General features: G+C 55.7%; 28 protein-coding genes and 1 pseudogene. 20 read left to right on the forward strand and 9 right to left on the reverse strand.

Translation table 11 applies throughout. The annotated features are described in order from the left end of the window. The first annotated feature begins 68 nt into the window (after window positions 1–68). From fliF to rcsA, 14 genes and pseudogenes are all read left to right on the forward strand, one after another. Complete coding sequence (gene fliF, locus ACOTYN_RS15935) at window positions 69–1748, forward strand: flagellar basal-body MS-ring/collar protein FliF (RefSeq protein WP_023330812.1); 1680 nt, start codon at window positions 69–71, stop codon at window positions 1746–1748. Beyond that, the gene (gene fliG / locus ACOTYN_RS15940) at window positions 1741–2739 is read left to right on the forward strand and encodes a flagellar motor switch protein FliG (RefSeq protein ID WP_008500327.1); all 999 of its coding nucleotides are present in this window, start codon (window positions 1741–1743) and stop codon (window positions 2737–2739) included. Before fliF ends, fliG begins: the two co-directional genes overlap by 8 nt. Further along, window positions 2732–3439 carry a flagellar assembly protein FliH gene (gene fliH, locus ACOTYN_RS15945; RefSeq protein ID WP_071922097.1) on the forward strand — a complete coding sequence of 236 codons (708 nt, stop codon included), beginning with the start codon at window positions 2732–2734 and terminating at the stop codon, window positions 3437–3439. Before fliG ends, fliH begins: the two co-directional genes overlap by 8 nt. Then, a complete protein-coding gene (gene fliI, locus ACOTYN_RS15950; RefSeq protein ID WP_014884394.1) occupies window positions 3439–4809 on the forward strand; it encodes a flagellar protein export ATPase FliI in 1371 nt (456 codons plus the stop codon). The genes fliH and fliI overlap by 1 nt, the downstream gene beginning before the upstream one ends. Window positions 4810–4830: 21 nt before the next feature. Next, window positions 4831–5274, forward strand: a complete 444-nt coding sequence (gene fliJ, locus ACOTYN_RS15955; protein WP_014884395.1) for a flagellar export protein FliJ — start codon at window positions 4831–4833, stop codon at window positions 5272–5274. After that, on the forward strand, window positions 5271–6500 hold the full coding sequence (fliK, locus tag ACOTYN_RS15960; protein WP_071922096.1) for a flagellar hook length control protein FliK: 1230 nt from the start codon (window positions 5271–5273) through the stop codon (window positions 6498–6500). The genes fliJ and fliK overlap by 4 nt, the downstream gene beginning before the upstream one ends. A 106-nt stretch (window positions 6501–6606) precedes the next feature. Next, window positions 6607–7077 carry a flagellar basal body-associated protein FliL gene (gene fliL, locus ACOTYN_RS15965; RefSeq protein ID WP_014884397.1) on the forward strand — a complete coding sequence of 157 codons (471 nt, stop codon included), beginning with the start codon at window positions 6607–6609 and terminating at the stop codon, window positions 7075–7077. A 4-nt stretch (window positions 7078–7081) separates the two neighbouring features. Next, window positions 7082–8086, forward strand: a complete 1005-nt coding sequence (gene fliM / locus ACOTYN_RS15970) for a flagellar motor switch protein FliM (protein WP_014884398.1) — start codon at window positions 7082–7084, stop codon at window positions 8084–8086. Beyond that, window positions 8083–8496, forward strand: coding sequence for a flagellar motor switch protein FliN (fliN, locus tag ACOTYN_RS15975; protein WP_014884399.1), 414 nt, complete (start codon window positions 8083–8085; stop codon window positions 8494–8496). Before fliM ends, fliN begins: the two co-directional genes overlap by 4 nt. Window positions 8497–8498: 2 nt before the next feature. Further along, a complete protein-coding gene (gene fliO, locus ACOTYN_RS15980) occupies window positions 8499–8873 on the forward strand; it encodes a flagellar biosynthetic protein FliO (RefSeq protein ID WP_014884400.1) in 375 nt (124 codons plus the stop codon). After that, window positions 8873–9610, forward strand: coding sequence for a flagellar type III secretion system pore protein FliP (gene fliP / locus ACOTYN_RS15985; protein ID WP_014884401.1), 738 nt, complete (start codon window positions 8873–8875; stop codon window positions 9608–9610). The genes fliO and fliP overlap by 1 nt, the downstream gene beginning before the upstream one ends. Before the next feature lie 9 nt (window positions 9611–9619). Beyond that, the gene (fliQ, locus tag ACOTYN_RS15990; RefSeq protein ID WP_008500315.1) at window positions 9620–9889 is read left to right on the forward strand and encodes a flagellar biosynthesis protein FliQ; all 270 of its coding nucleotides are present in this window, start codon (window positions 9620–9622) and stop codon (window positions 9887–9889) included. Window positions 9890–9896: 7 nt separating this feature from the next. Continuing rightward, window positions 9897–10698 (forward strand): annotated as a pseudogene (gene fliR, locus ACOTYN_RS15995) (flagellar biosynthetic protein FliR). A 278-nt stretch (window positions 10699–10976) separates the two neighbouring features. Beyond that, window positions 10977–11600: a transcriptional regulator RcsA gene (gene rcsA / locus ACOTYN_RS16000; protein WP_008500313.1), complete on the forward strand. Its 624-nt coding sequence runs from the start codon at window positions 10977–10979 to the stop codon at window positions 11598–11600. 102 nt (window positions 11601–11702) lie between these two features. Here rcsA and dsrB read toward each other — a convergent pair whose 3' ends face one another. After that, window positions 11703–11891 carry a protein DsrB gene (gene dsrB / locus ACOTYN_RS16005; protein ID WP_013097741.1) on the reverse strand — a complete coding sequence of 63 codons (189 nt, stop codon included), beginning with the start codon at window positions 11889–11891 and terminating at the stop codon, window positions 11703–11705. Between the two features lie 129 nt (window positions 11892–12020). Here dsrB and yodD point away from each other — a divergent pair, with 129 nt between their 5' ends. Then, window positions 12021–12248, forward strand: coding sequence for a YodD family peroxide/acid resistance protein (gene yodD / locus ACOTYN_RS16010; RefSeq protein ID WP_014884403.1), 228 nt, complete (start codon window positions 12021–12023; stop codon window positions 12246–12248). 301 nt (window positions 12249–12549) lie between these two features. Beyond that, window positions 12550–13350 carry a mannosyl-3-phosphoglycerate phosphatase-related protein gene (locus ACOTYN_RS16015; RefSeq protein ID WP_045135289.1) on the forward strand — a complete coding sequence of 267 codons (801 nt, stop codon included), beginning with the start codon at window positions 12550–12552 and terminating at the stop codon, window positions 13348–13350. Here ACOTYN_RS16015 and dgcQ read toward each other — a convergent pair. From dgcQ to ACOTYN_RS16030, 3 genes are all read right to left on the reverse strand, one after another. Beyond that, window positions 13335–15035, reverse strand: a complete 1701-nt coding sequence (gene dgcQ, locus ACOTYN_RS16020; protein ID WP_071922095.1) for a cellulose biosynthesis regulator diguanylate cyclase DgcQ — start codon at window positions 15033–15035, stop codon at window positions 13335–13337. The two genes, ACOTYN_RS16015 and dgcQ, sit on opposite strands and share 16 nt — an antisense overlap. Before the next feature lie 73 nt (window positions 15036–15108). After that, window positions 15109–15291 carry a YodC family protein gene (locus tag ACOTYN_RS16025; RefSeq protein WP_008500307.1) on the reverse strand — a complete coding sequence of 61 codons (183 nt, stop codon included), beginning with the start codon at window positions 15289–15291 and terminating at the stop codon, window positions 15109–15111. A 78-nt stretch (window positions 15292–15369) separates the two neighbouring features. After that, the gene (locus ACOTYN_RS16030) at window positions 15370–16284 is read right to left on the reverse strand and encodes a DUF808 domain-containing protein (RefSeq protein WP_349675177.1); all 915 of its coding nucleotides are present in this window, start codon (window positions 16282–16284) and stop codon (window positions 15370–15372) included. A 175-nt stretch (window positions 16285–16459) separates the two neighbouring features. On the opposite strand from ACOTYN_RS16030, the gene yedA reads away from it, so the two are divergent. Further along, a complete protein-coding gene (yedA, locus tag ACOTYN_RS16035) occupies window positions 16460–17374 on the forward strand; it encodes a drug/metabolite exporter YedA (RefSeq protein ID WP_071922094.1) in 915 nt (304 codons plus the stop codon). Here yedA and ACOTYN_RS16040 read toward each other — a convergent pair. The 3 genes from ACOTYN_RS16040 to ACOTYN_RS16050 all read right to left on the reverse strand — a co-directional run bounded on the left by ACOTYN_RS16040 (window position 17346) and on the right by ACOTYN_RS16050 (window position 19996). After that, window positions 17346–17837, reverse strand: a complete 492-nt coding sequence (locus ACOTYN_RS16040; RefSeq protein ID WP_023330822.1) for a very short patch repair endonuclease — start codon at window positions 17835–17837, stop codon at window positions 17346–17348. The two genes, yedA and ACOTYN_RS16040, sit on opposite strands and share 29 nt — an antisense overlap. After that, window positions 17818–19233: a DNA cytosine methyltransferase gene (locus ACOTYN_RS16045; RefSeq protein WP_014884409.1), complete on the reverse strand. Its 1416-nt coding sequence runs from the start codon at window positions 19231–19233 to the stop codon at window positions 17818–17820. The genes ACOTYN_RS16040 and ACOTYN_RS16045 overlap by 20 nt, the downstream gene beginning before the upstream one ends. Window positions 19234–19294: 61 nt before the next feature. Continuing rightward, window positions 19295–19996, reverse strand: coding sequence for a phosphohydrolase (locus ACOTYN_RS16050; RefSeq protein ID WP_071922093.1), 702 nt, complete (start codon window positions 19994–19996; stop codon window positions 19295–19297). A gap of 285 nt (window positions 19997–20281) precedes the next feature. Here ACOTYN_RS16050 and ompC point away from each other — a divergent pair, with 285 nt between their 5' ends. Next, entirely contained in the window at window positions 20282–21424 is a 1143-nt protein-coding gene (ompC, locus tag ACOTYN_RS16055) for a porin OmpC (RefSeq protein ID WP_023338500.1), read from the forward strand. 58 nt (window positions 21425–21482) lie between these two features. Here the strand turns inward: ompC and ACOTYN_RS16060 are convergent, their stop codons facing one another. Then, window positions 21483–22346, reverse strand: coding sequence for an N-acetylmuramic acid 6-phosphate etherase (locus tag ACOTYN_RS16060; protein ID WP_014884412.1), 864 nt, complete (start codon window positions 22344–22346; stop codon window positions 21483–21485). A gap of 164 nt (window positions 22347–22510) precedes the next feature. Here ACOTYN_RS16060 and ACOTYN_RS16065 point away from each other — a divergent pair, with 164 nt between their 5' ends. Together ACOTYN_RS16065 and dcuR are read left to right on the forward strand one after the other, a co-directional pair. Next, window positions 22511–24127: a sensor histidine kinase gene (locus ACOTYN_RS16065; RefSeq protein WP_014884413.1), complete on the forward strand. Its 1617-nt coding sequence runs from the start codon at window positions 22511–22513 to the stop codon at window positions 24125–24127. Further along, entirely contained in the window at window positions 24124–24843 is a 720-nt protein-coding gene (gene dcuR / locus ACOTYN_RS16070) for a two-component system response regulator DcuR (RefSeq protein ID WP_014884414.1), read from the forward strand. The genes ACOTYN_RS16065 and dcuR overlap by 4 nt, the downstream gene beginning before the upstream one ends. Here dcuR and ACOTYN_RS16075 read toward each other — a convergent pair. Continuing rightward, window positions 24824–25783: an FAD:protein FMN transferase gene (locus ACOTYN_RS16075; RefSeq protein WP_096217924.1), complete on the reverse strand. Its 960-nt coding sequence runs from the start codon at window positions 25781–25783 to the stop codon at window positions 24824–24826. The genes dcuR and ACOTYN_RS16075 overlap by 20 nt on opposite strands. Between the last annotated feature and the right edge of the window lie 30 nt (window positions 25784–25813).

A 25813-nucleotide genomic window follows, 5' to 3' on the forward strand; every position in this document is an offset into this window, starting at 1 on the left:
CCGACCCGGGAGTCAGTTTTGTTTCTCTACACGAATAACGTAAACCACCAGGATTTAAGAGGTGCGCAATGAGTGCAACAGCATCGACAGCGCCGCAAAATAAATCACTCGAGTGGATGAACCGCCTTCGCGCGAATCCTAAAATCCCGTTGATCGTGGCAGGCGCTGCCGCTATTGCCATCCTTGTAGCGATGGTTTTATGGGCAAAAAGCCCTGATTACCGCACGCTCTATAGCAACCTTTCCGATCAGGATGGCGGTGCCATCGTCACCCAGCTTACCCAGATGAACATCCCTTATCGCTTTGCCGATAACGGCGGTGCCCTTGAGGTGCCTGCTGATAAGGTCCACGAGCTGCGTCTGCGTCTGGCTCAGCAGGGCCTGCCGAAGGGCGGTGCGGTCGGTTTTGAACTGCTGGATCAGGAAAAGTTCGGTATCAGCCAGTTCAGCGAGCAGGTGAACTACCAGCGTGCGCTGGAAGGTGAGCTTGCCCGCACCATTGAAACGTTAGGCCCGGTGAAGAGTGCCCGTGTGCATCTGGCGATGCCTAAGCCTTCTTTATTTGTTCGTGAACAGAAATCCCCTTCAGCTTCCGTGACCGTGAACCTCGAACCTGGTCGCGCGCTGGACGAAGGGCAAATCAGCGCGGTGACGCATCTCGTCTCCAGCGCCGTCGCCGGTCTGCCACCGGGTAACGTGACGGTGGTCGATCAAAGCGGACACCTGCTGACCCAATCCAATACCGCCGGGCGTGACCTGAACGACGCGCAGCTGAAATATGCCGCAGACGTAGAAAACCGTCTCCAGCGTCGCATTGAAGCGATCCTCGGCCCGGTTGTCGGTAACAGCAACGTGCATGCGCAGGTGACCGCGCAGATTGACTTCTCTAATAAAGAACAAACCGAAGAGCAATACAGCCCGAACGGCGATCCGGCTCAGGCGGTGATGCGCTCGCGTCAGATCAACTCCAGCGAACAGGTGGGCGGCGCCTACCCTGGCGGCGTGCCGGGTGCGCTCTCTAACCAGCCGGCTCCGGCAAACGCGGCACCGATTTCCACGCCGCCGGCCAATCAGCAGAACGGTCAGCAAAATAATCAGCAGACCACCTCAACGACCAGTAACGCCGGTCCACGCACCAGTAGCCGTAACGAAACCACAAACTACGAAGTGGATCGGACGATCCGCCACACTAAACTCAACGTGGGCGATATTCAGCGTCTCTCTGTTGCGGTGGTGGTGAACTACAAAACGCTGGCGGATGGCAAACCGTTGCCGTTAACCGCCGAGCAGATGAAGCAGATTGAAAACCTGACCCGCGAAGCGATGGGCTACTCCGAGAAGCGTGGCGACACCCTTAACGTGGTGAACTCGCCGTTCAACGCGGTTGAAGAGACCGGCGGTGAACTGCCGTTCTGGCAACAGCAGGCGTTTATCGACCAGCTGATGTCCGCAGGACGCTGGCTGCTGGTGCTGATTGTCGCGTGGCTGCTGTGGCGTAAGGGCGTTCGTCCACAGCTCCAGCGTCGTGCTGAAGCAGAAAAAGCCGCTCGCGAACAGATGTCTACGCGTCAGGAAACGGAAGAAGCGGTTGAAGTTCGCCTCAGCAAAGATGAGCAGATGCAGCAGCGTCGGGCTAACCAGCGCATGGGCGCCGAAGTGATGAGCCAGCGCATTCGCGAAATGTCAGATAACGATCCGCGCGTCGTGGCGCTGGTCATCCGCCAGTGGATGGGTAACGAACATGAGTAATACGCTTACAGGCACCGATAAAAGCGTCATCCTGCTGATGACCATTGGCGAAGACCGCGCGGCAGAGGTGTTTAAGCACCTCTCCCAGCGGGAAGTGCAAATCCTCAGTGCGGCCATGGCCAACGTGCGTCAGATCTCCAATAAACAGCTGACCGAAGTGCTGTCGGAATTTGAGCAGGAAGCCGAACAGTTTGCCGCGCTCAACGTCAACGCCAACGACTACCTGCGCTCCGTCCTGGTCAAGGCGCTGGGCGAAGAGCGTGCCGCCAGCCTGCTGGAAGACATTCTGGAAACGCGCGATACCGCCAGCGGGATCGAAACGCTTAACTTTATGGAGCCGCAGAGTGCCGCCGACCTTATTCGCGACGAGCACCCGCAGATTATCGCCACCATCCTTGTCCACCTCAAACGGGGTCAGGCAGCCGATATTCTGGCCCTGTTCGAAGAGCGTCTGCGTCACGATGTGATGCTGCGTATCGCAACCTTCGGTGGCGTCCAGCCGGCCGCGCTGGCGGAGCTGACCGAAGTACTGAACAACCTGCTCGACGGTCAGAACCTCAAGCGCAGCAAAATGGGCGGCGTGAGAACGGCAGCGGAAATCATCAACCTGATGAAAACGCAGCAGGAAGAAGCGGTTATTACCGCGGTTCGCGAATTCGACGGCGAGCTGGCACAGAAAATTATCGACGAGATGTTCCTGTTCGAAAACCTGGTCGAAGTGGACGATCGCAGCATCCAGCGCCTGCTCCAGGAAGTGGACTCCGAATCGCTGCTTATCGCCCTCAAAGGTGCCGAACAGCCGCTGCGCGAGAAGTTCCTGCGCAACATGTCTCAGCGTGCGGCGGATATACTGCGCGACGACCTTGCCAACCGCGGTCCGGTTCGTCTGTCTCAGGTGGAGAACGAACAGAAAGCCATCCTGCTTATCGTTCGTCGTCTGGCGGAAACCGGCGAGATGGTGATTGGCAGCGGAGACGACACCTATGTCTAATGAGCTGTCGTGGAAGCGCTGGACGCCAGACGATCTGGCCCCTCCCCTTTCTGAATTCACGCCCGCGAAGGTCTCACCCGCAGAGCCTGACGTCGACGTCGGGCAGCCCGAGCTGAGCGAGGAGGAGAAGCAAGCGCAGATGCTGGCGCAGCTTCAAATGCAGGCGCATGAGCAAGGTTACACTGCCGGTCTGAATGAAGGCCGCCAGAAAGGTCACGATCTGGGCTATCAGGAAGGTCTGGCGAAAGGATTAGAGCACGGTATCGACCAGGCGCGTCAGCAGCAGGCGCCGATCCACGCCCGCATGCAGCAGCTGGTCAGCGAGTTCCAGCACACGCTGGACGCGCTGGACAGCGTGATTGCGTCACGTCTGATGCAGATGGCGCTGGAAGCTGCGCGTCAGGTCATTGGCCAGACGCCTGTGGTGGATAACGCGGCGCTGATCAAACAGATTCAGGGGCTTTTGCAGCAGGAGCCGCTGTTCAGCGGCAAACCGCAGCTGCGCGTTCACCCGGACGATCTGCAGCGCGTTGAAGAGAGTCTGGGGGCAACCCTCAGCCTGCACGGCTGGCGTTTGCGCGGCGATCCGTCGTTACACCACGGCGGCTGCAAAGTCTCTGCCGACGAAGGTGACCTGGATGCCAGCGTCGCCACTCGCTGGCAGGAACTGTGCCGCCTGGCGGCACCGGGAGTCGTCTGATGACCGCACGCCTCACCCGCTGGCTCAACACGCTCGACAACTTTGAGACGAAGATGGCGCAGCTGCCATCCGTTCGTCGTTATGGACGACTGACGCGCGCGACCGGTCTGGTACTGGAAGCCACCGGCCTGCAGCTTCCGCTGGGCGCAACCTGTGTGATTGAGCGTCAGGATGGTCAGGAAACGCGTGAAGTCGAAAGCGAAGTGGTTGGGTTTAACGGTCAGCGACTGTTCCTGATGCCGCTTGAAGAGGTGGAAGGTATTCTCCCCGGCGCCCGCGTCTACGCGAAAAACATCAGCGGCGACGGCCTGCAAAGCGGGAAACAGCTGCCGCTTGGTCCGGCCCTGCTCGGCCGCGTGCTCGACGGCAGCGGGAAACCGCTGGATGGCCTGCCCGCGCCGGACACCACCGAAACCGGGGCGTTGATCACCCAGCCGTTTAACCCCCTGCAGCGTACCCCTATCGAGCATGTGCTGGATACCGGCGTACGGCCGATTAACGCCCTGCTCACGGTAGGACGCGGACAACGTATGGGTCTGTTCGCCGGCTCCGGCGTGGGTAAATCGGTCCTGCTCGGCATGATGGCGCGTTATACCCAGGCCGACGTGATCGTCGTTGGGCTGATTGGTGAGCGTGGCCGTGAAGTCAAAGATTTCATCGAAAACATTCTGGGTGCGGAAGGCCGGGCCCGTTCGGTGGTTATCGCCGCCCCGGCGGATGTGTCACCCCTGCTGCGTATGCAGGGTGCCGCCTACGCCACCCGTATTGCCGAAGATTTCCGCGACCGCGGCAAGCACGTGCTGCTGATCATGGACTCCCTCACCCGCTACGCGATGGCGCAGCGTGAAATTGCGCTGGCTATCGGTGAGCCACCGGCCACCAAAGGCTACCCGCCTTCGGTCTTTGCCAAACTTCCTGCGCTGGTTGAACGCGCAGGGAACGGCATCAGCGGCGGCGGATCCATCACTGCATTTTATACGGTACTGACCGAAGGCGATGACCAGCAGGACCCGATTGCCGACTCCGCGCGCGCCATTCTCGACGGTCATATTGTGTTATCGCGTCGTCTGGCTGAAGCCGGACACTACCCGGCGATTGATATTGAAGCATCCATCAGCCGCGCAATGACGGCGCTGATCACCGAGAAGCATTACGCCCGCGTGCGTAACTTTAAACAACTCCTCTCCAGCTTCCAGCGCAACCGCGATCTGGTCAGCGTGGGGGCGTATGCCAAAGGCAGCGATCCTATGCTCGACAAAGCGATTAGCCTGTGGCCGCAGCTGGAGGCGTTTTTACAACAGGGTATTTTTGAACGTGCCGACTGGGAAGATTCAATCCAGGCTCTGGAGCTGATTTTCCCGCAGGTGTAACACAGGTGGAGGGCGAAGGTCATGGCGCAAAACAGCGCGTTATCAACGCTGAAAGATCTGGCTGAAAAAGAAGTTGATGATGCCGCATTGCAGCTTGGCGCAATGCGACGCGGGTGCCAGCAGGCTGAAGAACAGTTGAAGATGTTAATCGACTATCAGCATGAGTATCGCACCAACCTCAATACCGATATGACCCAGGGCATTGGAAGCCAGCGGTGGATTAACTATCAGCAGTTTATCCAGACGCTGGAGAAGGCGATAGAGCAGCACCGCCAGCAGCTTAACCAGTGGACCCAAAAAGTCGATACCGCGCTGAATTTCTGGCGTGAGAAAAAACAGCGGCTGCAGGCCTGGCAAACCTTACAGGACCGGCAGATCGCAGCCGCGACCCTGGCGGAAAACCGTCTGGATCAGAAAAAAATGGATGAGTTTGCCCAGCGCGCATCAATGAGGAAACCGGAATGATCACACTGCAACAACTGCTGATGAGCGACAGCGACCTGTCGGGCGGGATGCAAACAGGGAAAGGCACCGACGGTGCGCAAGACTTTCTCTCCCTGCTGACGGGTGCCCTGACGGACGCGACGGGCAAGGGCAAAGATGCGCCGCTGACCCTGGCTGACCTGAAAGCCGCTGGCAGTAAGCTGTCAAAAGTCGCTCAGGACGCCAAAGGCGATACCGCGCTGCAGGCCAAAATTGCCGACCTGCTCGCGCGTCAGCCAGCCCTGAGTGGCGATGAAACGGCGCAGCTTGCCACGCCTGAAACCCTGATTTCCGGGCTGGTGCCGCTGTCAAAGGGCGATGCCCTGAAAACGCTCAATGCGGCCAACAGCAAGGATGACAGCAAAAGCGAACTGAGCGAAGAAGAGCTGGCCGGATTAAGCGCGCTGATGGCAATGCTGCCGCACCAGCAGACCAGCACGCCTCACGCGGCGGGCAGTAACGGCGTTTCCGCAACCTCAACATTGAGTTCAGCGACGCTTTCGCCAAACGCAGCGGGCCACTCCCCCCTGAACGCGGCAGCGGGAGACCACGATAAAGCGCAGCTTTCCGCACCTTATCAGAGTCAGGCGAAAAACAACGGCCCGGATCTCTCCGCCAATGCGCCAGTCACTCCGGTCGTGGCCGCTGCGGCAGAGAAGCAGGAATTCGCCAGTTCCTCTTCATCATCCTCACCCACGGCTACCCTGGCGCCGATCATGTCCAGTCATGCCACCAGCCAGCCTGCCGCCACCGTTGCCACCGCGCCGGTGTTAAGCCAGCCGCTGGGTACTCACGAATGGCAGCAGTCCCTGAGCCAGCACATCACGCTGTTCACTAAGCAGGGGCAACAGACTGCGGAGCTGCGCCTGCACCCGGAAGATCTGGGCCAGGTGCAAATCTCGCTTAAACTGGATGATAACCAGGCGCAGCTGCAGATGGTCTCGGCACACAGCCACGTGCGCGCGGCGCTGGAAGCGGCACTGCCTGTCCTGCGGACGTCACTGGCAGAGAACGGTATTCAGCTCTCTCAGAGCAGCGTCAGCAGCGAAAGCTTTGCCGGGCAACAGCAATCCTCATCGCAGCAGCATCAGGCTTCACGTTCCGGTCACAACGGCGGATTTAATGAAGAGAGCGAGGAGCTACTGCCCACCCCTGCCGCCCTGCAATCCGCGGCGCGCGGTAACAGCACCGTAGACATCTTCGCCTAAACGCCAGAGGTAGCGTGATTATCCCCGTCTTTTCCACGCTTTGACGTCGGCAGGACACGGGATAATCACCTTATTAAGCTGTACCGAAACAGGAAGCTCGTATCAGATGACAGACTCCGCTATCACCAAAAAAAGTAAGCGTTCCATCTGGATCCCGCTGCTGGTGTTGATCACGCTCGCCGCCTGCGCTACCGCGGGCTATAGTTACTGGCGTATGCAGCAGGAACCTTCAACCGCTGCCGCCAAAGCCGAACCCGCACCGCCGCCGGCGCCGGTCTTTTTCCCTCTGGACACCTTCACCGTTAACCTCGGTGATGCGGATCGTGTGCTGTATGTCGGTATTACGCTGCGCCTGAAGGATGAAGCCACCCGCGCGCGCCTGAATGATTATCTTCCGGAAGTGCGTAGCCGTCTTCTTCTGCTGTTCTCTCGTCAGGACGCCTCCGCGCTGGCCACCGACGTGGGTAAGCAAAAGCTGGTCGACGCCATCAAAGAGACGCTGGCCACCCCGCTGGTAAACGGCCAACCTAAGCAGGAAGTCACTGACGTTCTGTATACAGCCTTCATTCTGCGGTAACGACATGGGCGACAGTATTCTTTCTCAGGCAGAAATCGATGCGCTGCTCAACGGCGACAGCGATAAAAACGATGATCCGCAACCGGGCCTAACGGGTGACGACAATATTCGTCCCTATGATCCGAATACCCAGCGCCGCGTAGTACGTGAACGTCTGCAGGCGCTGGAGATCATTAACGAACGTTTTGCACGTCAGTTCCGTATGGGGCTGTTCAACCTGTTGCGTCGTAGCCCGGATATCACGGTCGGTGCGATCCGCATTCAGCCGTATCACGAGTTTGCCCGCAACCTGCCGGTGCCAACCAACCTTAACCTGATTCATCTGAAGCCGCTGCGCGGCACCGGTCTGGTCGTGTTTTCGCCAAGCCTGGTGTTCATTGCGGTGGATAACCTGTTCGGCGGCGACGGGCGTTTCCCGACCAAAGTAGAAGGTCGTGAATTCACCCACACCGAACAGCGCGTCATCAACCGCATGCTGAAGCTGGCGCTGGAGTCCTACAGCGACGCGTGGAAAGCGATTAACCCGCTGGAAGTGGAATACGTTCGTTCCGAGATGCAGGTGAAGTTTACCAATATCACCACCTCCCCGAACGATATCGTCGTCAACACGCCGTTCCACGTTGAGATCGGTAACCTGACCGGCGAGTTCAATATCTGTCTGCCGTTCAGCATGATTGAACCGCTGCGCGAGCTGCTGGTTAACCCGCCGCTGGAAAACTCGCGCAACGAAGATCAGAACTGGCGTGAAAACCTGGTTCGCCAGGTCCAGCACTCACAGCTTGAGCTGGTGGCTAACTTTGCCGACATCTCAATGCGGTTATCCCAGATCCTGAAATTACAACCCGGCGACGTTTTGCCGATAGACAAACCCGACCGCATTATTGCCCATGTGGATGGTGTCCCCGTGCTGACAAGCCAGTACGGCACGATTAACGGTCAGTATGCGTTACGCGTTGAGCACTTGATCAACCCGATTTTGAATTCGCTGAATGAGGAACAGCCCAAATGAGTGACATGAACAATCCGTCCGATGAAAACAGCGGAGCACTGGACGATCTGTGGGCTGACGCGTTAAACGAACAAAAAGCGACCCCAACGAAAAGCGCAGCGGATGCGGTATTCCAGCAACTCGGCGGCGGTGACGTCAGCGGCACGCTGCAGGATATCGACCTGATTATGGACATCCCGGTCAAGCTGACCGTTGAACTGGGACGCACCCGGATGACCATTAAAGAGCTGCTGCGCCTGACGCAGGGTTCCGTCGTGGCCCTTGACGGTCTGGCGGGTGAGCCGCTGGATATTCTGATCAACGGTTATCTGATTGCCCAGGGTGAAGTAGTGGTGGTTGCCGATAAATACGGCGTGCGTATCACGGACATCATCACCCCGTCTGAACGTATGCGTCGTCTGAGCCGATAAGTATGAAAACCCAGGCAACACTATCGCAACCGTCTGCCGTTCCCGGTTCCCCGCTGCTCCAGGTGAGCGGGGCGTTGTTCGGTATTATTGCCTTTATTCTTATCGCCGCCTGGCTGGCGAAGCGTTTTGGTCTGGCGGGTAAAACCGCCGGCACCCGCGGCCTGAAGGTGAGCGCCAGCACCACGCTGGGGCCGCGTGAACGCGTGGTTATCGTCGAGGTGGACGATGCGCGTCTGGTTTTGGGTGTCACCGCCTCGAACATCAACGTATTACATAAACTGCCGCCCGCCCCTGTCACGGTGGAGGAGCGCGCACAAGCCCCTGCGGATTTTCAGTCCGTCATGAAGAGTTTGCTTAAGCGTTCCGGGAGATCCTGATGCGCCGTTTGTTATCCCTTACGCTTGCGGGCATTGGCCTGTTTGCTCCCGCGGTTTATGCGCAACTGCCCGGTCTGGTCTCAACGCCCATTGCCGGTGGCGGTCAGAGCTGGTCGCTCCCGGTGCAGACGCTGGTATTCATCACCTCGCTGACCTTTATCCCGGCCATCCTGCTGATGATGACCAGCTTCACCCGCATCATTATCGTCTTTGGTCTGCTGCGAAACGCGCTCGGTACCCCTTCCGCGCCGCCAAACCAGGTGCTGCTGGGGCTGGCGCTGTTTTTGACCTTTTTCATTATGTCGCCGGTCATCGATAAGATTTATACCGACGCGTACCAGCCGTTCAGCGAAGATAAAATCTCCATGCAGGAGGCGCTGGATAAAGGCGCACAGCCGCTGCGGGAATTTATGCTGCGCCAGACGCGCGAAGCGGATCTGGCACTCTTTGTCCGCTTGTCCAATACCGGCGAATTGCAGGGGCCGGAAGCGGTACCCATGCGCGTTCTGCTGCCTGCCTACGTCACCAGCGAGCTGAAAACGGCGTTTCAGATTGGCTTTACCATCTTTATTCCGTTCCTGATTATCGACCTGGTGATCGCCAGCGTCCTGATGGCGCTCGGGATGATGATGGTGCCGCCCGCAACCATTGCCCTGCCCTTTAAGATCATGCTCTTTGTACTGGTCGATGGCTGGCAGCTGCTGGTCAGTTCGCTGGCGCAGAGTTTTTACAGTTAAGGAACGGCAATGACACCCGAATCGGTCATGATGATGGGCACGGAAGCGATGAAAATCGCCATTGCCGTTGCCGCTCCCCTGCTGCTTGTCGCGCTGGTTACCGGTCTGATTATCAGTATTCTGCAGGCCGCCACGCAGATTAACGAAATGACGCTGTCCTTCATTCCGAAAATCATCGCCGTATTTGTGGCGATTATCGTGGCCGGACCGTGGATGCTGAACCTGTTGCTGGACTATATGCGCAACCTGTTTACCAATCTTCCGTATATCATCGGCTGACCTGACGATGCTGCACTTCACCAGCGACCAGTGGGTTCAGTGGCTCGGCGTCTATTTCTGGCCGATGCTGCGCATTCTGGCGCTGATTACCACCGCCCCGATTTTCAGCGAGAAATCGATCCCCAAGCGTGTCAAAGTGGGGCTGGGCATTATCATCACCATCATCGTCGCCCCTTCCCTTCCCCCGGTGGATATTCCGATCTTCTCGGCGAATGCGGTGTGGGTGGCATTACAGCAGGTGATGATTGGCGTTGCCGTAGGCTTTACCATGCAGCTCGCCTTTGCCGCCGTTCGCACGGCCGGGGAACTGATTGGCCTGCAGATGGGCTTATCGTTCGCCACGTTTGTTGACCCCGGCAGCCACCTCAATATGCCGGTGCTGGCGCGCATTATCGATCTGCTCGCCATGCTGCTGTTCCTGTCGTTTAACGGTCATCTGTGGCTTATCTCCATGCTGGTGGATACTTTTCATACGCTGCCGATTGGTGAAAACCCGGTCAACAGCAATGCCTTTCTCGCGCTCACCCGCGCGGCGGGGCTGATCTTCCTCAACGGCCTGATGCTGGCGTTGCCGATTATCACCCTGCTCCTGACCGTCAACCTGGCATTAGGTCTGTTGAACCGCATGGCACCGCAGCTCTCCATCTTTGTGATCGGTTTTCCGCTGACGTTGACGGTCGGAATTTTATTAATGTCATTACTGATGCCCCTTATCGCCCCCTTCTGTGAACACTTATTCGGCGAGATATTCAATCTGTTAGCAGATATTGTCAGCGAGCTGCCACGTAAATAATAGTCCTCACGATTGATATTGTCTTTCTGAGGATATTCCTAAAATAAAACATGAAAAACATCTTCCAGGATATATCTGACGGGGTTTAATTGTTTCTAACCACCTCACAATACTTAATATTTACTTTACTTTAAGAAGATTCCTGGCAAATTATACGTAACTTTACGGGATAGTGAGTCCGCCTGAAAGTCTTTGTCATGCTCACAGGTTTATTATTTTTTTCCATCCCGTATGGCTGTTTTGAGCTCTCAGGCAGATGGTGAATTATCGTTACGCATTGAGTGAGGGTATGCCATGTCAACGATCATTATGGATTTATGCAGCTACACCCGGCTAGGGTTAACCGGGTACCTGGCAAGCAGAGGGGTAAGAAAGAGAGACATCAACGATGCACACACCGTTGACGAACTCGCAGCCGCTTGTGACGAACTAAAACCAGGCGTGGTGTTTATTAATGAGGACTGTTTCATTCACGATCCAGCCAACAGTCAGCACATTAAGCAAATCATTAATCAGCATCCAAAAACTCTGTTTATTGTTTTTATGGCGATCGCGAATATCCATTTCGATGAGTATTTGTTGGTCCGTAAAAATTTATTGATCAGTTCTAAGTCGATTAAGCCCGAGTCGCTGGATGACATTCTGGGTGATTATTTGAATAAAGAAGTTAAAAATGTAGGAGCGGTTAACTTACCCACCCTATCATTAAGCAGGACTGAATCAAGTATGCTGCGAATGTGGATGGCAGGACAAGGAACTATTCAGATCTCTGACCAGATGAATATTAAAGCAAAAACCGTTTCATCACATAAAGGAAATATTAAAAGGAAAATTAAAACGCATAATAAGCAAGTGATCTATCACGTGGTACGTTTGACCGATAATGTGACGAACGGGATTTTCGTCAACATGCGTTAGTGGCTTAAACCCCTTTGCACCCTACCTTTGATCTCTGGCCAGGCCAGAGATTTTTGCTTATGTGGGCGTTGTCGGGCAACCGCAATGCCACCCGACGCTGTGTTACTCCGCTTTTTCGACAAAAATGCCGTCCGGATGCCCCAGTTCATTAAAAAACCAGATGCCGAGCGGGTAGTCTTCCAGTGATACCAGGTACATTGTCCCCTCACTGAACTCTTCAATTGCCAGTACCACCCCCGGGCGGCGCGGCCCACCGTCCGTTTTAACGGTAACCCGATCGTTGACCTTCATACATTCCTCCTCTGGTTTTGAGCCAGTGTAGAACAAAACGCATGCGCTGACATCGCTGACGGATGCGAATGCCGTTTTTGTGTGCGGTCTATACTTAACCGTGGACACGTTTATATGAGGTACCCCGTAATGAAGACCAACAAAGCGTATAGCGACACCATCAAGCGCGAAGTCGAAGTGGATGTCGATGCCCTGCTGGCCGCCATCAATGAGATCAGTGAATCCGAAGTACGTCGTGCAGAGGATGATTCCGAGAGGGTGATGGTGAACGGGAGGGATTACCATACCTACCGCGAACTGGCGGAGGCCTTCGAGCTTGATATACACGACTTTAGCGTGTCTGAAGCCAATCGATAGCGCGAAAAAAATCCCGGTCATGGGGATGGCCGGGATCAAAACTTGCTTATGCAAGAAGCACTTGAAAATTCGTTACACCAGGAAATCTGATGTACAAACCACACTATCCCCAACGATTTTGTCTGACAAGCATATATTCTTACGGCGAATATAATATTTTTAACATAATCATTTTTGTTATGAGCAATAACGCACGGTGAATGCGGCTTTGGCTGAATCGCGTCTTATAAAGACGGTTTTCCCTTCAGTATTTTTTTAAGAATATTCTTAGGTAGAGGCGCGTGCGCTTTCAGGAGTCATCATGCTTTCACTTCAGGGTCCCCTGCTGGTTTTTTCCGATCTGGATGGATCGCTTCTGGACATTCATACCTACGAGTGGCAACCCGCTATGCCATGGCTGGACAAACTGCAGGATTATCAGGTGCCGGTGATTCTGTGCAGCAGCAAGAGTGCCGCAGAGATGCTGGATATCCAACAGGATCTGGGCCTGGAGGGGTTACCTTTTATTGCTGAGAACGGCGCGGTCATTCAGCCTGATGTGCGCTGGGAGAGGGGGCAGCGCCAGATCACAGGGATGACGCATCGGGAAATTCATCCGCTTATTGAGCAAATCCGCCAGCAGGCAGGCTTTAAATTCGTCACGTTTGATGACGTGAACGAACGCGTCATCAGCGAATGGACCGGGCTGACGCGCTACCGTGCGGCGCTCGCACGCAAACACGACGCCTCTGTCACGCTCATCTGGCGTGATACCGACGACGCAATGGTCCGCTTTGAAGAGGCGCTGGCGCAAAGGGGTCTGAAATGTTTACAGGGGGCCCGTTTCTGGCACATTCTGGATGCACGCTGCGGTAAAGACGTGGCGGTTAACTGGCTGATTGCGCAGTACCGCGAGCAAGAAGATTGTGTCCCCACCACTCTGGGGCTGGGGGATGGCCCAAACGATGCGCCGCTGCTGGACAGCGTCGACTTCGCCGTGGTGATTAAAAGCATAAACCGCCAGGGCATTACGCTACAGAATGATAGCCCTGAACGGGCTTATCACACGCAGCAGAGCGGTCCCTTAGGCTGGCGGGAAGGGATGGATCACTTTTTCTCCTGATCGCTCCAGCACACCCGGTTACGCCCGCTCTGCTTGGCCTGATACAGCCTGTCGTCCGCGGCAGACTGCAGCTGTTCAAAAACATAGTTCTCTTTTTCCTGCGCGCTGGCGACGCCCAGCGAGGCGCTGATGCGTACAGTCGTGCTCTTTTTCACCAGGATCTCCCTGCTATTGATGCGTGACCGGATGCGCTCCGCGACCCTTCTCCCCTCTTCCAGGCTGCTCCCCGGCAGGACGACGCAAAACTCTTCCCCGCCCACGCGCCCGGCAACGTCATTTTTGCGCAGCACGCTGGCAATCAACCCTGCGGCATGGGACAGCACTTTGTCACCCGCCTGATGCCCATACTGGTCATTAATGCATTTGAAATGGTCAAGATCGATCTGTATCACCGTAAACGGCTGACCCTGTTGTCGACAGTTCTCCGCAATCACTTTTGCGCGCTCAAACAGCGCGCCGCGGTTATTCAGACGCGTGAGGGGATCGTGCCAGGCCTGCCACTGCAGGGAGTGCTGCAGGGTGTACATATTGCTGACCATCCTGCGGATGACCAGCCATGAAACAAGCAGCATGGCGGTAAAGAGCGCCCACAGCAGGGCCAGCACAATACTGATACTGCCAAAGTCACCCTGTACGCCTTCGTGCAACGTATGAACGCGTAAGATCACCCCGTCAAAATGATCGAGTCGCTCCCAGCTAATAAAACGGCTTCCAAGGCGAATACCGCCTCGGGTGTCGTGCTCAATCGCGTGAGCAATTTGCGCCGTTTCAACCTCGTCAAAGCGGTTCACCTGACTGCCGTCCACTTCTGACGTGGCAATCATGTTCAGACGCGTGTCATACAGTTGATACTCGCCCTCCGTCCGGTCCTGCGTCGCCTCAGTCAGCAGGCGTTTCATGGTGTGTATGGAGAAATCCATCGCTACCACGCCATACCAGTAATGCTCAAAATAGATGGGCACGCTCGCCGTTATCGTGCGCTCCCCATTGCTCCAGGGCGACGGCGCCGAAATAAACCAGCGCACCGCGCGCGCGCGATTGTGGCGTTCTGAGTGTAAGGTAAACCAGGGTTGAGTCACCAGAAAGTAATAGCGGGCGCTGATATCGTCAGCCATGTCAGGCGTGTCTGTCGAAAGATAAAACCCCGCGCGGGAAACGTAGATTATCCGCTCTTCACTTTGCACACCCGACGAGGCCAGGCGCAGTAAATACCCCACTTCCAGCGCGGCAGAAATCTCATTACTGATACGCTCACTATCACGGTTAAGGAGCGTGGACTTTGCAACGAAGGCATCTGACACGCCGTTCAGGGGAAGGGTGCGTTTTTTATCAACGGCCAGCTGCCAGGTTTCATCCGTCCGCACGGCGCTAAAACGAGACACCGCATCGTGCAGGACATCAAACCCCAGGGGGGTCTGTAAGGCATCATGCATGCTGGTGCGAAAAAACAGCATTTTGTCCACGCTGTACTGCAGCTGACGGTCCAGCGACGTGGCGACCGTTTCGAGATGGTTACGCTGGCTGGAGATATACGCCTCCTCCAGGACCACCACCTCACGCCAGGTCAGGAGGGTGGAAAAGACAAGGACGACAAGAAAACAGAGATTAACGATTAACCCCGGATTGCTACGCTTATGCAGCCATTGCAGAAAAGATTGTTTTACAACAAAGGTATCGCGCTGCACACACACTCCCTGATTACTGCCTTACACCCGGTACATGAGATAAAAACGCCCGGCAAAGCCGGGCGTTATGTGATTAAGCCTTGTCCCGCTTGTGCTGCCCGTCGCCCGGCTGAAGCTCATCTTCACGAAATGCTTCCCGCTTGATGCTATAGCCATCGTGCCACCGACACTCCACCATTCCGCTGGAATAGCCTGTGACAATCATACGTGGGCCACCTTTCTTAGGCTTAACTTCATCACTGACCAAAAAGACCATACCTGCCTCCTGTATCAGGGTGAAACTGTTTCAATTTAGACGAGGAATAGTCTTTTTGCATACCACAACAGGTAACAATTAGTGCGCAGAACCGCGCATTTTTTCGACCAGTTTCACCGCCGCCACCACGATAGCGCCAACGATAAAGCCCAGCACAAGATTAAGCAGCGTCGGCAGAATAGCGGCCACCACGCTCCCCTGCGCCGAGGAGAACTGTTCGATCGCATGGTGCAGCGGAGCAATGCCGTGGACCACAATACCGCCCCCCACCAGGAACATCGCCAGGGTGCCAACCACCGACAAGCTCTTCATCAACCACGGTGCCAGCGTCAGTAAGCTTTTACCGATGCCTTTTGCCACCGCGCTTGATTTCTCCTCCAGCCAGTAGCCGATATCATCCAGCTTCACGATCAATCCGACCAGACCGTACACGCCGACGGTGACCAGAATGGCGATGCCGGAGAGGATCAACACCTGATTGAGCAGCGGCGCATCGGAGACAATGCCCAACGTAATGGCGACGATCTCTGCCGAGAGAATAAAGTCGGTCCGAATGGCGCCTTTGACTTTATCGCGCTCGAAGGTTTTCGGATCCTGCGCGGCCAGCGCGTCCAGACGCTGCTGGCGCATCTCCGGCGTGTCGTTATGCTTGCGTGCGCTGAAGGAGTGCAGGACTTTCTCCACGCCTTCAAAGCATAAAAATGCCCCGCCAATCATCAGCAACGGCGTGATAGCCCAGGGAATAAATGCACTGATCAGCAGCGCCAGCGGCACCAGGATCACTTTATTCAGAAACGAGCCTTTTGCCACGCCCCACACCACCGGCAGTTCGCGGTTAGCCCGTACACCGCTCACCTGTTGAGCGTTAAGCGATAAATCATCCCCCAGCACACCCGCGGTTTTCTTCGCCGCCAGTTTCCCCATCACGGAAATATCATCCAGTAAGGTGGCAATATCATCCAGCAATGTTAATAAGCTACTTCCTGCCAAAATCGTGATCCTTCTTTTTTTGGTAATTAAGTGAATAGTATGGAGCAAAAGCGCAAACGCGGAAACAGGCACCTCACGTCAACAAAAAATTCACATCAACTACACAATTAAAGGGCTCGCCAGCACGATAGTTTTCGCGTTTACTATCAGCGACCTTTTTATTTCGTCGTGAGGGATTATGCGTTTCCGGCAACTGCTACCGCTCATCGGGGCACTTTTTTCGCTTTATATCATCTGGGGTTCGACCTACTTTGTCATTCGCATCGGCGTGGAAAGCTGGCCGCCGCTGATGATGGCGGGCATTCGTTTCCTCTCGGCGGGCGTGTTGCTGCTGGCCTTTCTGCTGCTGCGCGGTCATAAGCTACCGCCGCTGCGCCCGATGCTCAACGCAGCCCTGATTGGCCTGCTGCTATTGGCGGTAGGGAATGGGTTTGTGACCATTGCCGAGCACCAGAACGTACCGTCGGGGATCGCCGCCGTGGTCGTTGCCACCGTACCGCTGTTTACCCTCTGCTTCAGCCGTCTTTTTGGCATCCGTACCCGCAAGCTGGAATGGCTGGGGATTGGCATCGGCCTGGCGGGCATTATTCTGCTCAACAGCGGCGGTAACCTGAGCGGCAATCCGTGGGGCGCGATCATTATTCTTATCGGCTCAATGAGCTGGGCGTTTGGTTCGGTATACGGTTCGCGTATCGAACTGCCAACCGGCATGATGGCGGGGGCGATTGAGATGCTTGCCGCGGGGATCGTGCTTCTGATTGCCTCCATGCTGACGGGGGAAAGGCTGACGACCATGCCGGATCTGTCGGGCTTCCTGGCGGTCGGGTATCTGGCGCTGTTTGGTTCGCTCATTGCAATCAATGCCTACATGTTCCTGATCCGCAATGTGTCTCCGGCGGTTGCCACCAGCTATGCCTACGTCAACCCGGTCGTGGCCGTGCTGCTCGGTACCGGGCTCGGCGGGGAAACGCTCTCTCCGGTTGAGTGGTTAGCATTAGGGGTGATTGTTTTTGCCGTCGTGCTGGTGACGCTGGGCAAATATTTACTGCCGGCGAAGCCCGTGGTTACGCCTTGCGGGGTGGAGAAACCGTAAGCGCGTGGATCCCCTGTGTGTCGATCTGCGCGGTGTGTCCGCCGCCGCAGATCCACTCTTCCAGCCGTTCGCGCAGATCGGCATCGTTCAGTTTTAGCCGCCCTCTCAGCGCACACTCCCAGACGATCAGCACGCGCCAGCCCTGCGCGATAAGCGTGGTGAGATCCCGCGCGTCGCGCGCAACGTTCTTGCCAATCTTCTCCAGCCAGAAATCGGTGCGCGTTGCCGGAACTTTAAACAGGTAACAGTCGTGATGATGCCAGAAACAGCCGTGGGTAAAGATAATGCACTGATACGCGTCGATGACGAAATCCGGTCGCCCCGCCAGCGCGGCATCCTGCACGCGGAAATCAAACCCCGCCTGCGTCAACAACCCGGCCAGACGCTTTTCAATGGCGGTATCACGCGTGCCGATGGCACGCATGTTTTTGCTGCGCGTTGCCTTATCGTGAACGTCCGTCATTGACGGCCTCACTCTGGCGGAGTGCCACCGCCTGCCGGATACGTGAGGCCAGCAGTTTTGCCACCGCCGCAAATGCGGGCACCACCACCGAGTTACCAAACTGACGGTATGCCTGAGTGTCCGACACCGGAATACGGAAACTGTAGCCCTGCGGCGTTTCAAAGCCCATCAGCCGGGCACATTCCCGTGGCGTGAGGCGTCGTGGACGGTGGAGCTGGTTTTGCGGATCGTCGAAATCCCTCTCGCCCAGCGCTTTATCCCAGCCTCTGTCGATCAGGATTTCCGCGCCGTCTTTATAATAACGGGCGGACAAGGTGCGGGTCACGCTGTGCGGATCGTGAGGATTAACCATGCCAAATCCGAAGCCGTTGCCTTTTGCCTGATGCTTTTTGGCATAGCGGTAGAGGTATTTCCACAGAACGGGCGTAAGGATAAATTTCGCGTCGACCACAGGCTCCAGCAGGTCGGCGACGGTTGGACGACGCTCGGGATACAGAGACGGGATATCCCGCAGGGTAAAATCTCCCTTCAGATTGAGATCGCGGCGGAAGCCGACCAGCACAATGCGCTCGCGATGCTGGGGCAGGAAATGTTTCCCGTCAATGATTTTTGGGTCATCCGCGCCCATATCCTCAGAATCGGCCACGTCGTAACCCAGCTCATCCAGGGTTTGCATAATAATGCGGAAAGTTTTTCCGCCGTCATGGCTCTTTAAGTTTTTGACGTTTTCCAGCACAAAGATGGCCGGGCGGCGGGCGTCAATGATGCGGGCCACATCAAAAAACAGCGTTCCCTGCGTATCGCAGGCGAAACCGTGGGCGCGTCCGAGGGCATTCTTTTTCGATACGCCGGCCAGCGAGAAAGGCTGGCAGGGGAAGCCAGCCAGCAGCACGTCGTGCGCCGGGATCGTCTGACGAATATGCCCGGCGGCCTGCTCATCCGTGACGCCGCTTTTATGGCTCAGGGTGACATCACGGATATCGGCGTTGAAGTGATGTTCGTGCGGATCGCAGTACCAGTTCGCTTTATAGGTGCGTACCGCATGTTTGTTCCACTCGCTGGTAAACACGCACTGACCGCCGATGGCTTCAAAACCGTGCCGGATCCCACCGATACCGGCGAATAGATCGATAAAGCGGAATGCATAGTCCGGGTGCGCGGCAGACGGACGCGGAAGCAGGTTTTGCAGATAACGAAACTCACCGTCGCTCAGGCGGCGCCCTGCCCGCTCGCTGGTCAGCAGTCGCTTAAGGATGGCCGGGCTCCAGTGGCTCTCACCGTGCGCTATCAGCTGGTTCGCCAGCGTTTTGACATCATAAATATCCAGCAGCTGGCGCAGTAATGCCTGCACCGTTGCCGTTGATTTCTCAGCCTGCTCTGGCGCGGGCCCTGTCACTGATCGATTTTCCTGCATTCTTTTAACCGGAGAATAAAGACTGGGAACAGATTACCACAGTTCAGTTGGGCAAACTGCGACAGAAGCGGTGCTGAATCTGGCTATCCAGCCCGATGCAGTCGCCCTGTAATTCGGAACTGAGTTTCGCCATAAAGTGAACGAGAAAATCGGCGTTATGTTGCGCGAGCTCGCGCCCGACGTCGGTTTGCATTGTATCAGGCAAGCGCAGCAGCTTAGTCTGAAAATGATCGAGGGCAAATGCCCGGTCATCCAGCGAGCGCGCATCGGCAAAGGGATCTTCCGCGTCAAACAGTGCCACGCCCAGCGCCCCCGAGACGGCAAACACGCGCGCCAGGCCAATCGCGCCCAGCGCTTCGAGACGATCGGCGTCCTGGACAATTTTGGCCTCGATACTTTGCGGCGCAATACCCGCGCTGAAACTGTGCGCCTCGATGGCGTGCTCCACGGCGGCAAAGCGATTCGGTGGAAAGTCCGGGAAATCGCGGTGCAGAATGTCCCGCGTTTTGCGCGCCGCCAGACGCGATGACTGACTGCGTTCAGGATGATTTTTCGGCAGGCTAACTATGTCGTGAAAATAGCAGGCGGTCAGGACCACCAGCGGATCGGCCTGATGATGAATCATTATTTTGCGGGCCGTCATCCAGACGCGTCGGAAGTGCGAAATATCATGCGCACTGTCTTCGCTGGCGTGATGTTCATCAAGCCAGGATTCAAAACGCTGCTGCCACTGTATGGGTTCCATCATTCTATCCTGTGACGAAAACAGGCCATGGATTATAACACAGCCGAATTAAATGATTTAAAAAATAGAAATGAGAAATACTTAATAATAATTATGCGCAATGTATTCAGTTCATTAATTCACATGAAAAATAATGAGAGCTTTAGAAATATTTTGCAATATTTTTACCGATTTAATTACATTTATTTTTGAACCAAAATAACAATCCATAGAATAGTATCAAAATCGTAATTACGGAGGGTGATTACATATATTCATATAAATTATCTTTAAAGGGAATATATAATGAAAAGAAAAGTTCTGGCAATTCTGGTACCCGCATTATTAATGGCTGGCGCAGCAAATGCGGCTGAAATTTATAATAAAAACGGCAACAAAGTTGACCTGTATGGCAAAGTTGATGCGCGTCATACCTTCTCTGACAACCCTGGTGACGACGGCGATGAAACCTATGTACAGGTGGGTTTCAAAGGCGAAACTCAGATTACAAATGAGCTGACGGGTTACGGCCAGTGGGAATATAAAACCTACGCCAACGATACTGAAAACGCAGGTGGTAACTCTTTCAACCGTCTGGCGTACGCTGGCCTGAAATATGGCGAATACGGTTCATTTGACTATGGCCGTAATTATGGCGTGGTGTATGACGTTGAAGCCTGGACCGATATGCTGCCAGTATTCGGCGGTGATTCTTACACCTGGACCGATAACTTCATGAACGGCCGTGCTAACGGACTGGCAACCTACCGTAATAGTGATTTCTTCGGTCTGGTTGAAGGTCTGAATTTCGCACTGCAGTATCAGGGGGCGAATGAAGGCCAGTTTGCTCAGGAAGATCAGGAAGGCACCAAAAACGGTCATGAAGACGTTCGCTTCCAGAACGGTGACGGCTTCGGTATGTCTACCTCCTATGATTTCTCTGGCGACCTGTCTGGCCTGAGCCTGGGTGCGGCGTACTCTTCCTCAGACCGTACTAACAAGCAGGTTGCGTACGGTAAAGGCATGGAAGATATGGGCTATGCCGGTGGGGAAAAAGCTGAAGCCTGGACCGTTGGCGCGAAATACGATGCAAACAGCGTTTACCTGGCGATGATGTATGCGGAAACCCGCAACATGACGCCAATCGGCAACTTTGGTATCGCCAACCAGACTCAGAACTTCGAAGCGGTTGCACAGTACCAGTTCGACTTCGGTCTGCGTCCTTCCCTGGCATGGGTTTACTCAAAAGGTAAAGACCTGGATGGTCAGGGCTTCAACCAGGATCTGGTTAACTACATTGACCTGGGCATGACTTACAGCTTCAACAAAAACTTCTCCACCTATGTTGATTACAAAATCAACATGCTGGATCAGGATGAAGCGCTGTATGATGCGTACGGTATCTCTACCGACGACATCGTTGGCGTAGGCATGACCTACCAGTTCTAATCCCCAAAAATACTAAAGCCCGCACTCGCGGGCTTTTTTTCATTTATAAGAGCCGAATTTACGGCGCTTCCTGCAACGCCACGCGAATAAACCCGTTATTCTGCGCCAGCAGTTCGTGGGCTTTCCATGCATCCAGCCCGGTCAGTACCATCAGGACTGCCGTTTTACAGTTATGGTTACAGCTCTCAAGCGCGGCTTTTGCCTGCGCCCGGGTGCAGCCCCCCGCCTCCATCACAATGGCAATTTGTCGTTCGGCCCATTTGGTATTGCGTGCCTCCAGATCCACCCGCAGGTTGCTGTAAACGCGCCCGGTCCGCACGGCCAGCCCGGTGGTGACCATCGAGAGGATCATTTTTTGCGCAATCCCCGCTTTGGTATTGCTAAAGCCTGCCACCACATCAGCTCCCAGCGCCGGGGCAATCACCATGCTTGCCAGCTGCGCCGCTTCACTTTGTGCATCACCGGTAATGATGGCGACCATAGAGCCCAGCGACCATGCATGGCGCATTGCACCCCAGACCCACGGCGTTTTTCCGCTAACGGTGACCGCCAGCATCATATCGTGTTCACCAAACTTAATGGCCTGCAGATCGGCAACGCCACGCTCGTAGCTCCCTTCCCCTTCCTGTGCCGTCACGGCAATCACGGGGGTTTTGCCCGGCGCATATTCATCGGCAGCCTGTTGTGCGACACGGCCAGACGGCCCCGCCCCAACAATAACCAGACGGCCCCCGTGACTAAGAGTCGCCGCGGCGTTATCCACCACGCGGGCGATCGTCGTTAAACAGGGGGATATTGCAGCGGAAATGAGTGCATCTTCCTGGTGAATGACCTTCAGCATGTCCAGCGTGGACAATCTATCAATATTCATCGTGCTGGCGTGCCGTCTTTCCTTGACCGAACCGGTAAGCATAATGCTCATAAACAGCCTCCTTATTATGAGTACCCACACACTATAAAGTGTTTTATATGGATGACCTGCGAGGAGGGTCACGAAAAGAGGACCAAATCCACGCCTTTACATGGCTTTAAGAAACGCGCGTCATCAGCGATAATTACCCCTTTGTTAATCATCGCGGAGTATTGATGAGCGATTTGCAGCCTTTCCTTCTGACGCGCAAGCGCCCCATGAAACTGAACACGCTGGTCACGTTGATGGTATGCGCGATTATTGCCTCTGTGCTGCTTCTGGTCTTTGCGCTCTACTCCGTTCAGATCACCCGGGCCACCCGCGATGATGTCAAAGACACCGCACTGGGTATCGCCCGCACGCTGGCCGACAGCCCGGAGATCCAGCGAGGTCTGATGCAGTCCCCGCAGGCCGACATTATTCAGCCCATCGCCAAAGCGGTCACCCAACGTAACGATCTGCTGCTCACCGTGGTGACCGACATGCGCGGTATTCGCTACTCGCACCCAAACGAAGCACTGATTGGCCTGCATTTTATTGGTAACGATCTGGAACCCGCCCTGGAAGGTAAAGAGAATGTCTCGGTTAACCGGGGCGCCCTCGCCGAAGCGCTTCGCGTCTTTACCCCGGTTTATGACAGCCAGCACGATCAGATCGGGGTGGTGGTGGTCGGTATCTCCCTCAAAAAGGTGGAAGACCAGATTGCCCGCGGGCGGCTGAATGCGCTCTGGACGATATTATTCAGTATCTTTATGAGTTCGATGGCGATTTGGGGCCTGGTGCGGGTGCTGAAGCGCATTCTGTTCGGCCTCGAACCCTACGAGATATCCGCCCTTTTCGAACAACGTCAGGCGATGCTGCAGTCGCTTCGCGAAGGCGTACTGGCCGTCGATATTCACGGGCGCGTGACGATGATCAACCACACCGCCAGAGAAATTTTACTCCTGCCCTCCGGCAAGCAAACGGAAAACGCCAGCGCACCACTTTTAGCCAGCCTGCGTGAGATTTCAAAAACCGGCGTCGCGCGCCAGGATCAGGAGATCAGCTGTAACGGTCGGCTGTTGCTGTGCAACATGGTGCCGGTCAAAAGCCAGGAGCAGGTCATCGGGGCGATCGCCACCTTCCGCGATAAAACGGAAATCAGCCAGCTGATGCAGCGCATTGATGGCATGGTCAACTACGTCGATGCCCTGCGCAGCCACACGCACGAGTTTATGAATAAACTGCATGTGATCCTTGGCCTGCTTCATATGAAGCGCTACGACAAGCTGGAGGAGTACATCATCCAGACGGCGCATAATTACCAGACGGATATCGGTACGATCCAGAGCAAGGTAAAATCGCCGGTCATTGCCGGGTTCCTGCTGGGTAAAATCAACCGGGCAAAAGAGGCGGGCGTCACCCTGACGCTGGCGGACGAAAGCCAGATACCGGATACCGCCAGCGAAGAGCAGGTCGCGGTGTTGATCACCGCGCTGGGTAACCTGATTGAAAACGCGCTCGACGCGATGGAAGGACAGCAGGAAGGCGAGATCGGCCTGCTGCTGCATTATCAGAATGGCTGGCTTAGTTGCGAAGTCAGCGACGATGGCCCCGGCATTGATCCCACTCAGCTGGAGGCTATTTTTACTAAGGGCTTCTCAACGAAAGGTGAAAACCGCGGCGTTGGGCTGTTCCTTGCTCGCCAGCAGATTCAGAACCTGGGCGGAGAGATCTCCGTGGAGTCTGAGCCTGGCGTCTTTACCCAATTTTTTGTTCACATCCCCTGGGATAGCGAGAGGAATATCGCGTGATAAATGTATTAATTGTCGATGATGACGCCATGGTGGCCGACCTCAACCGTCTGTATGTCAACCGTGTTGAAGGCTTTAGCTGCTGCGGTGTCGCCTCCACGCTCAACCAGGCGAAGGCCATGATTAACGACCCCGGTCAGCCGGTCGATCTGGTGCTACTGGATGTCTATATGCAGCAGGATAACGGGCTGGATCTGCTGCCCGTGATTCGCGCGTCCGGCCGCCCGATCGATGTCATTATGATCTCCTCGGCCGCCGATGCCGCCACGATCCAGACCTCTATCCACTACGGCGTGGTGGATTACCTGATCAAACCCTTCCAGTTCCCGCGCTTTGAAGAGGCGCTCAACGGCTGGAAAGCGAAGCATAACCTGATGGAATCGCATCCGTATTATGAACAGGCCGACGTTGACCGCCTGATCCACGGCGGAGCGCCGGAGCTGGCGGACAGCAAAAAACTGCCGAAAGGGTTAACGCCGCAGACGCTGCGCACGATCTGCCAGTGGATTGACGCCCACCCGGAAATGGAGTTTTCCACCGATGACCTGGCGAGCGCGGTGAATATCTCCCGCGTGTCGTGCCGCAAATACCTGATCTGGCTGGCGCAAATCAACATTCTGTTCACCAGCATTCACTACGGTGCCACCGGGCGGCCAGTGTATCGTTACCGTCTCCAGCCGGAACAGACGGGGCTGCTTAAGCAGTACTGTCAGTAACGCGGTAGGTATTATCCAGCAACGTAAAGCGGAAGTGGTGCATCGATGAGATCACCACTTCTTTTGTTTTGGTCACAAAAATGGCTTCAATATCCGGGCGAGAGCGCAGCGCCGCGCAGCCCTTCTCCACGCCCATGCCGTACATCAGCGTGGTCCAGATATCGCCGTCGATAGACTCTTTTGACACGATGGTGACGCTGTCCAGCGCGTTGTCCAGCGGGTATCCGGTGCGCGGATCGAGAATATGGTGATAGCGCTTGCCGTTTTGCTCAAAGAAGCGCTCGTAGGTTCCTGACGTCACCACGGAGCGGTTTTCCACCGTCATCGCGCCAATCAGCGCGTCGCTGACGAACGGTTTTTTCAGCCCGACGCTCCAGCCCCCTTCCGGTGAGCCCAACGTCTGGATATTTCCCCCCAGGTTGATGAGTCCCCGCTCGGTCCCCTCTTTGTGCAGGTAATCCCGCACCCGGTCAGCGATATAGCCTTTGGCGATGGCGCCCAGGTCGATCTCCATGCCTGCTCTCGCCAGAAACACGCTGCTCTGCGCCTCATCAAGGATGACATCCTCAGGACGGGTAATCGCCAGCAGCGCCGCAATGTCATCAGCAGGCGGAACGCTGTCACCCCGGAAACCAATTTTCCAGCGCTTCACCAGCGGGCCTATCGCCAGGTTAAAAGCGCTGTCCTTGAGCAGGCTTGCCGCTTTTGCACAGCGGATCAGCTCGAACACCGGTCGGCTGACGATGACCGGATGCTGACCAGCCGCGTGGTTGATGTCCATCACCTGCGAGTGGGCACGGTTGACGGTAAGCAGATCTTCATACTGTTTGATGAGTCGAAACACGCGGGAGGCGAGGGCTTCGTCATGGGAGAAGAGTTTCAGGAGGATGGGGGAACCCATCAGGACGGCGGAGTAACTGTAAACACGGTTATCTGACATGCATGTTTCCTCAGATGTAGCCCCGGCAAG

The sequence above is a fragment of the Enterobacter cloacae complex sp. IR5458 genome (genome assembly GCF_049238025.1).
GTDB lineage: Bacteria > Pseudomonadota > Gammaproteobacteria > Enterobacterales > Enterobacteriaceae > Enterobacter > Enterobacter kobei.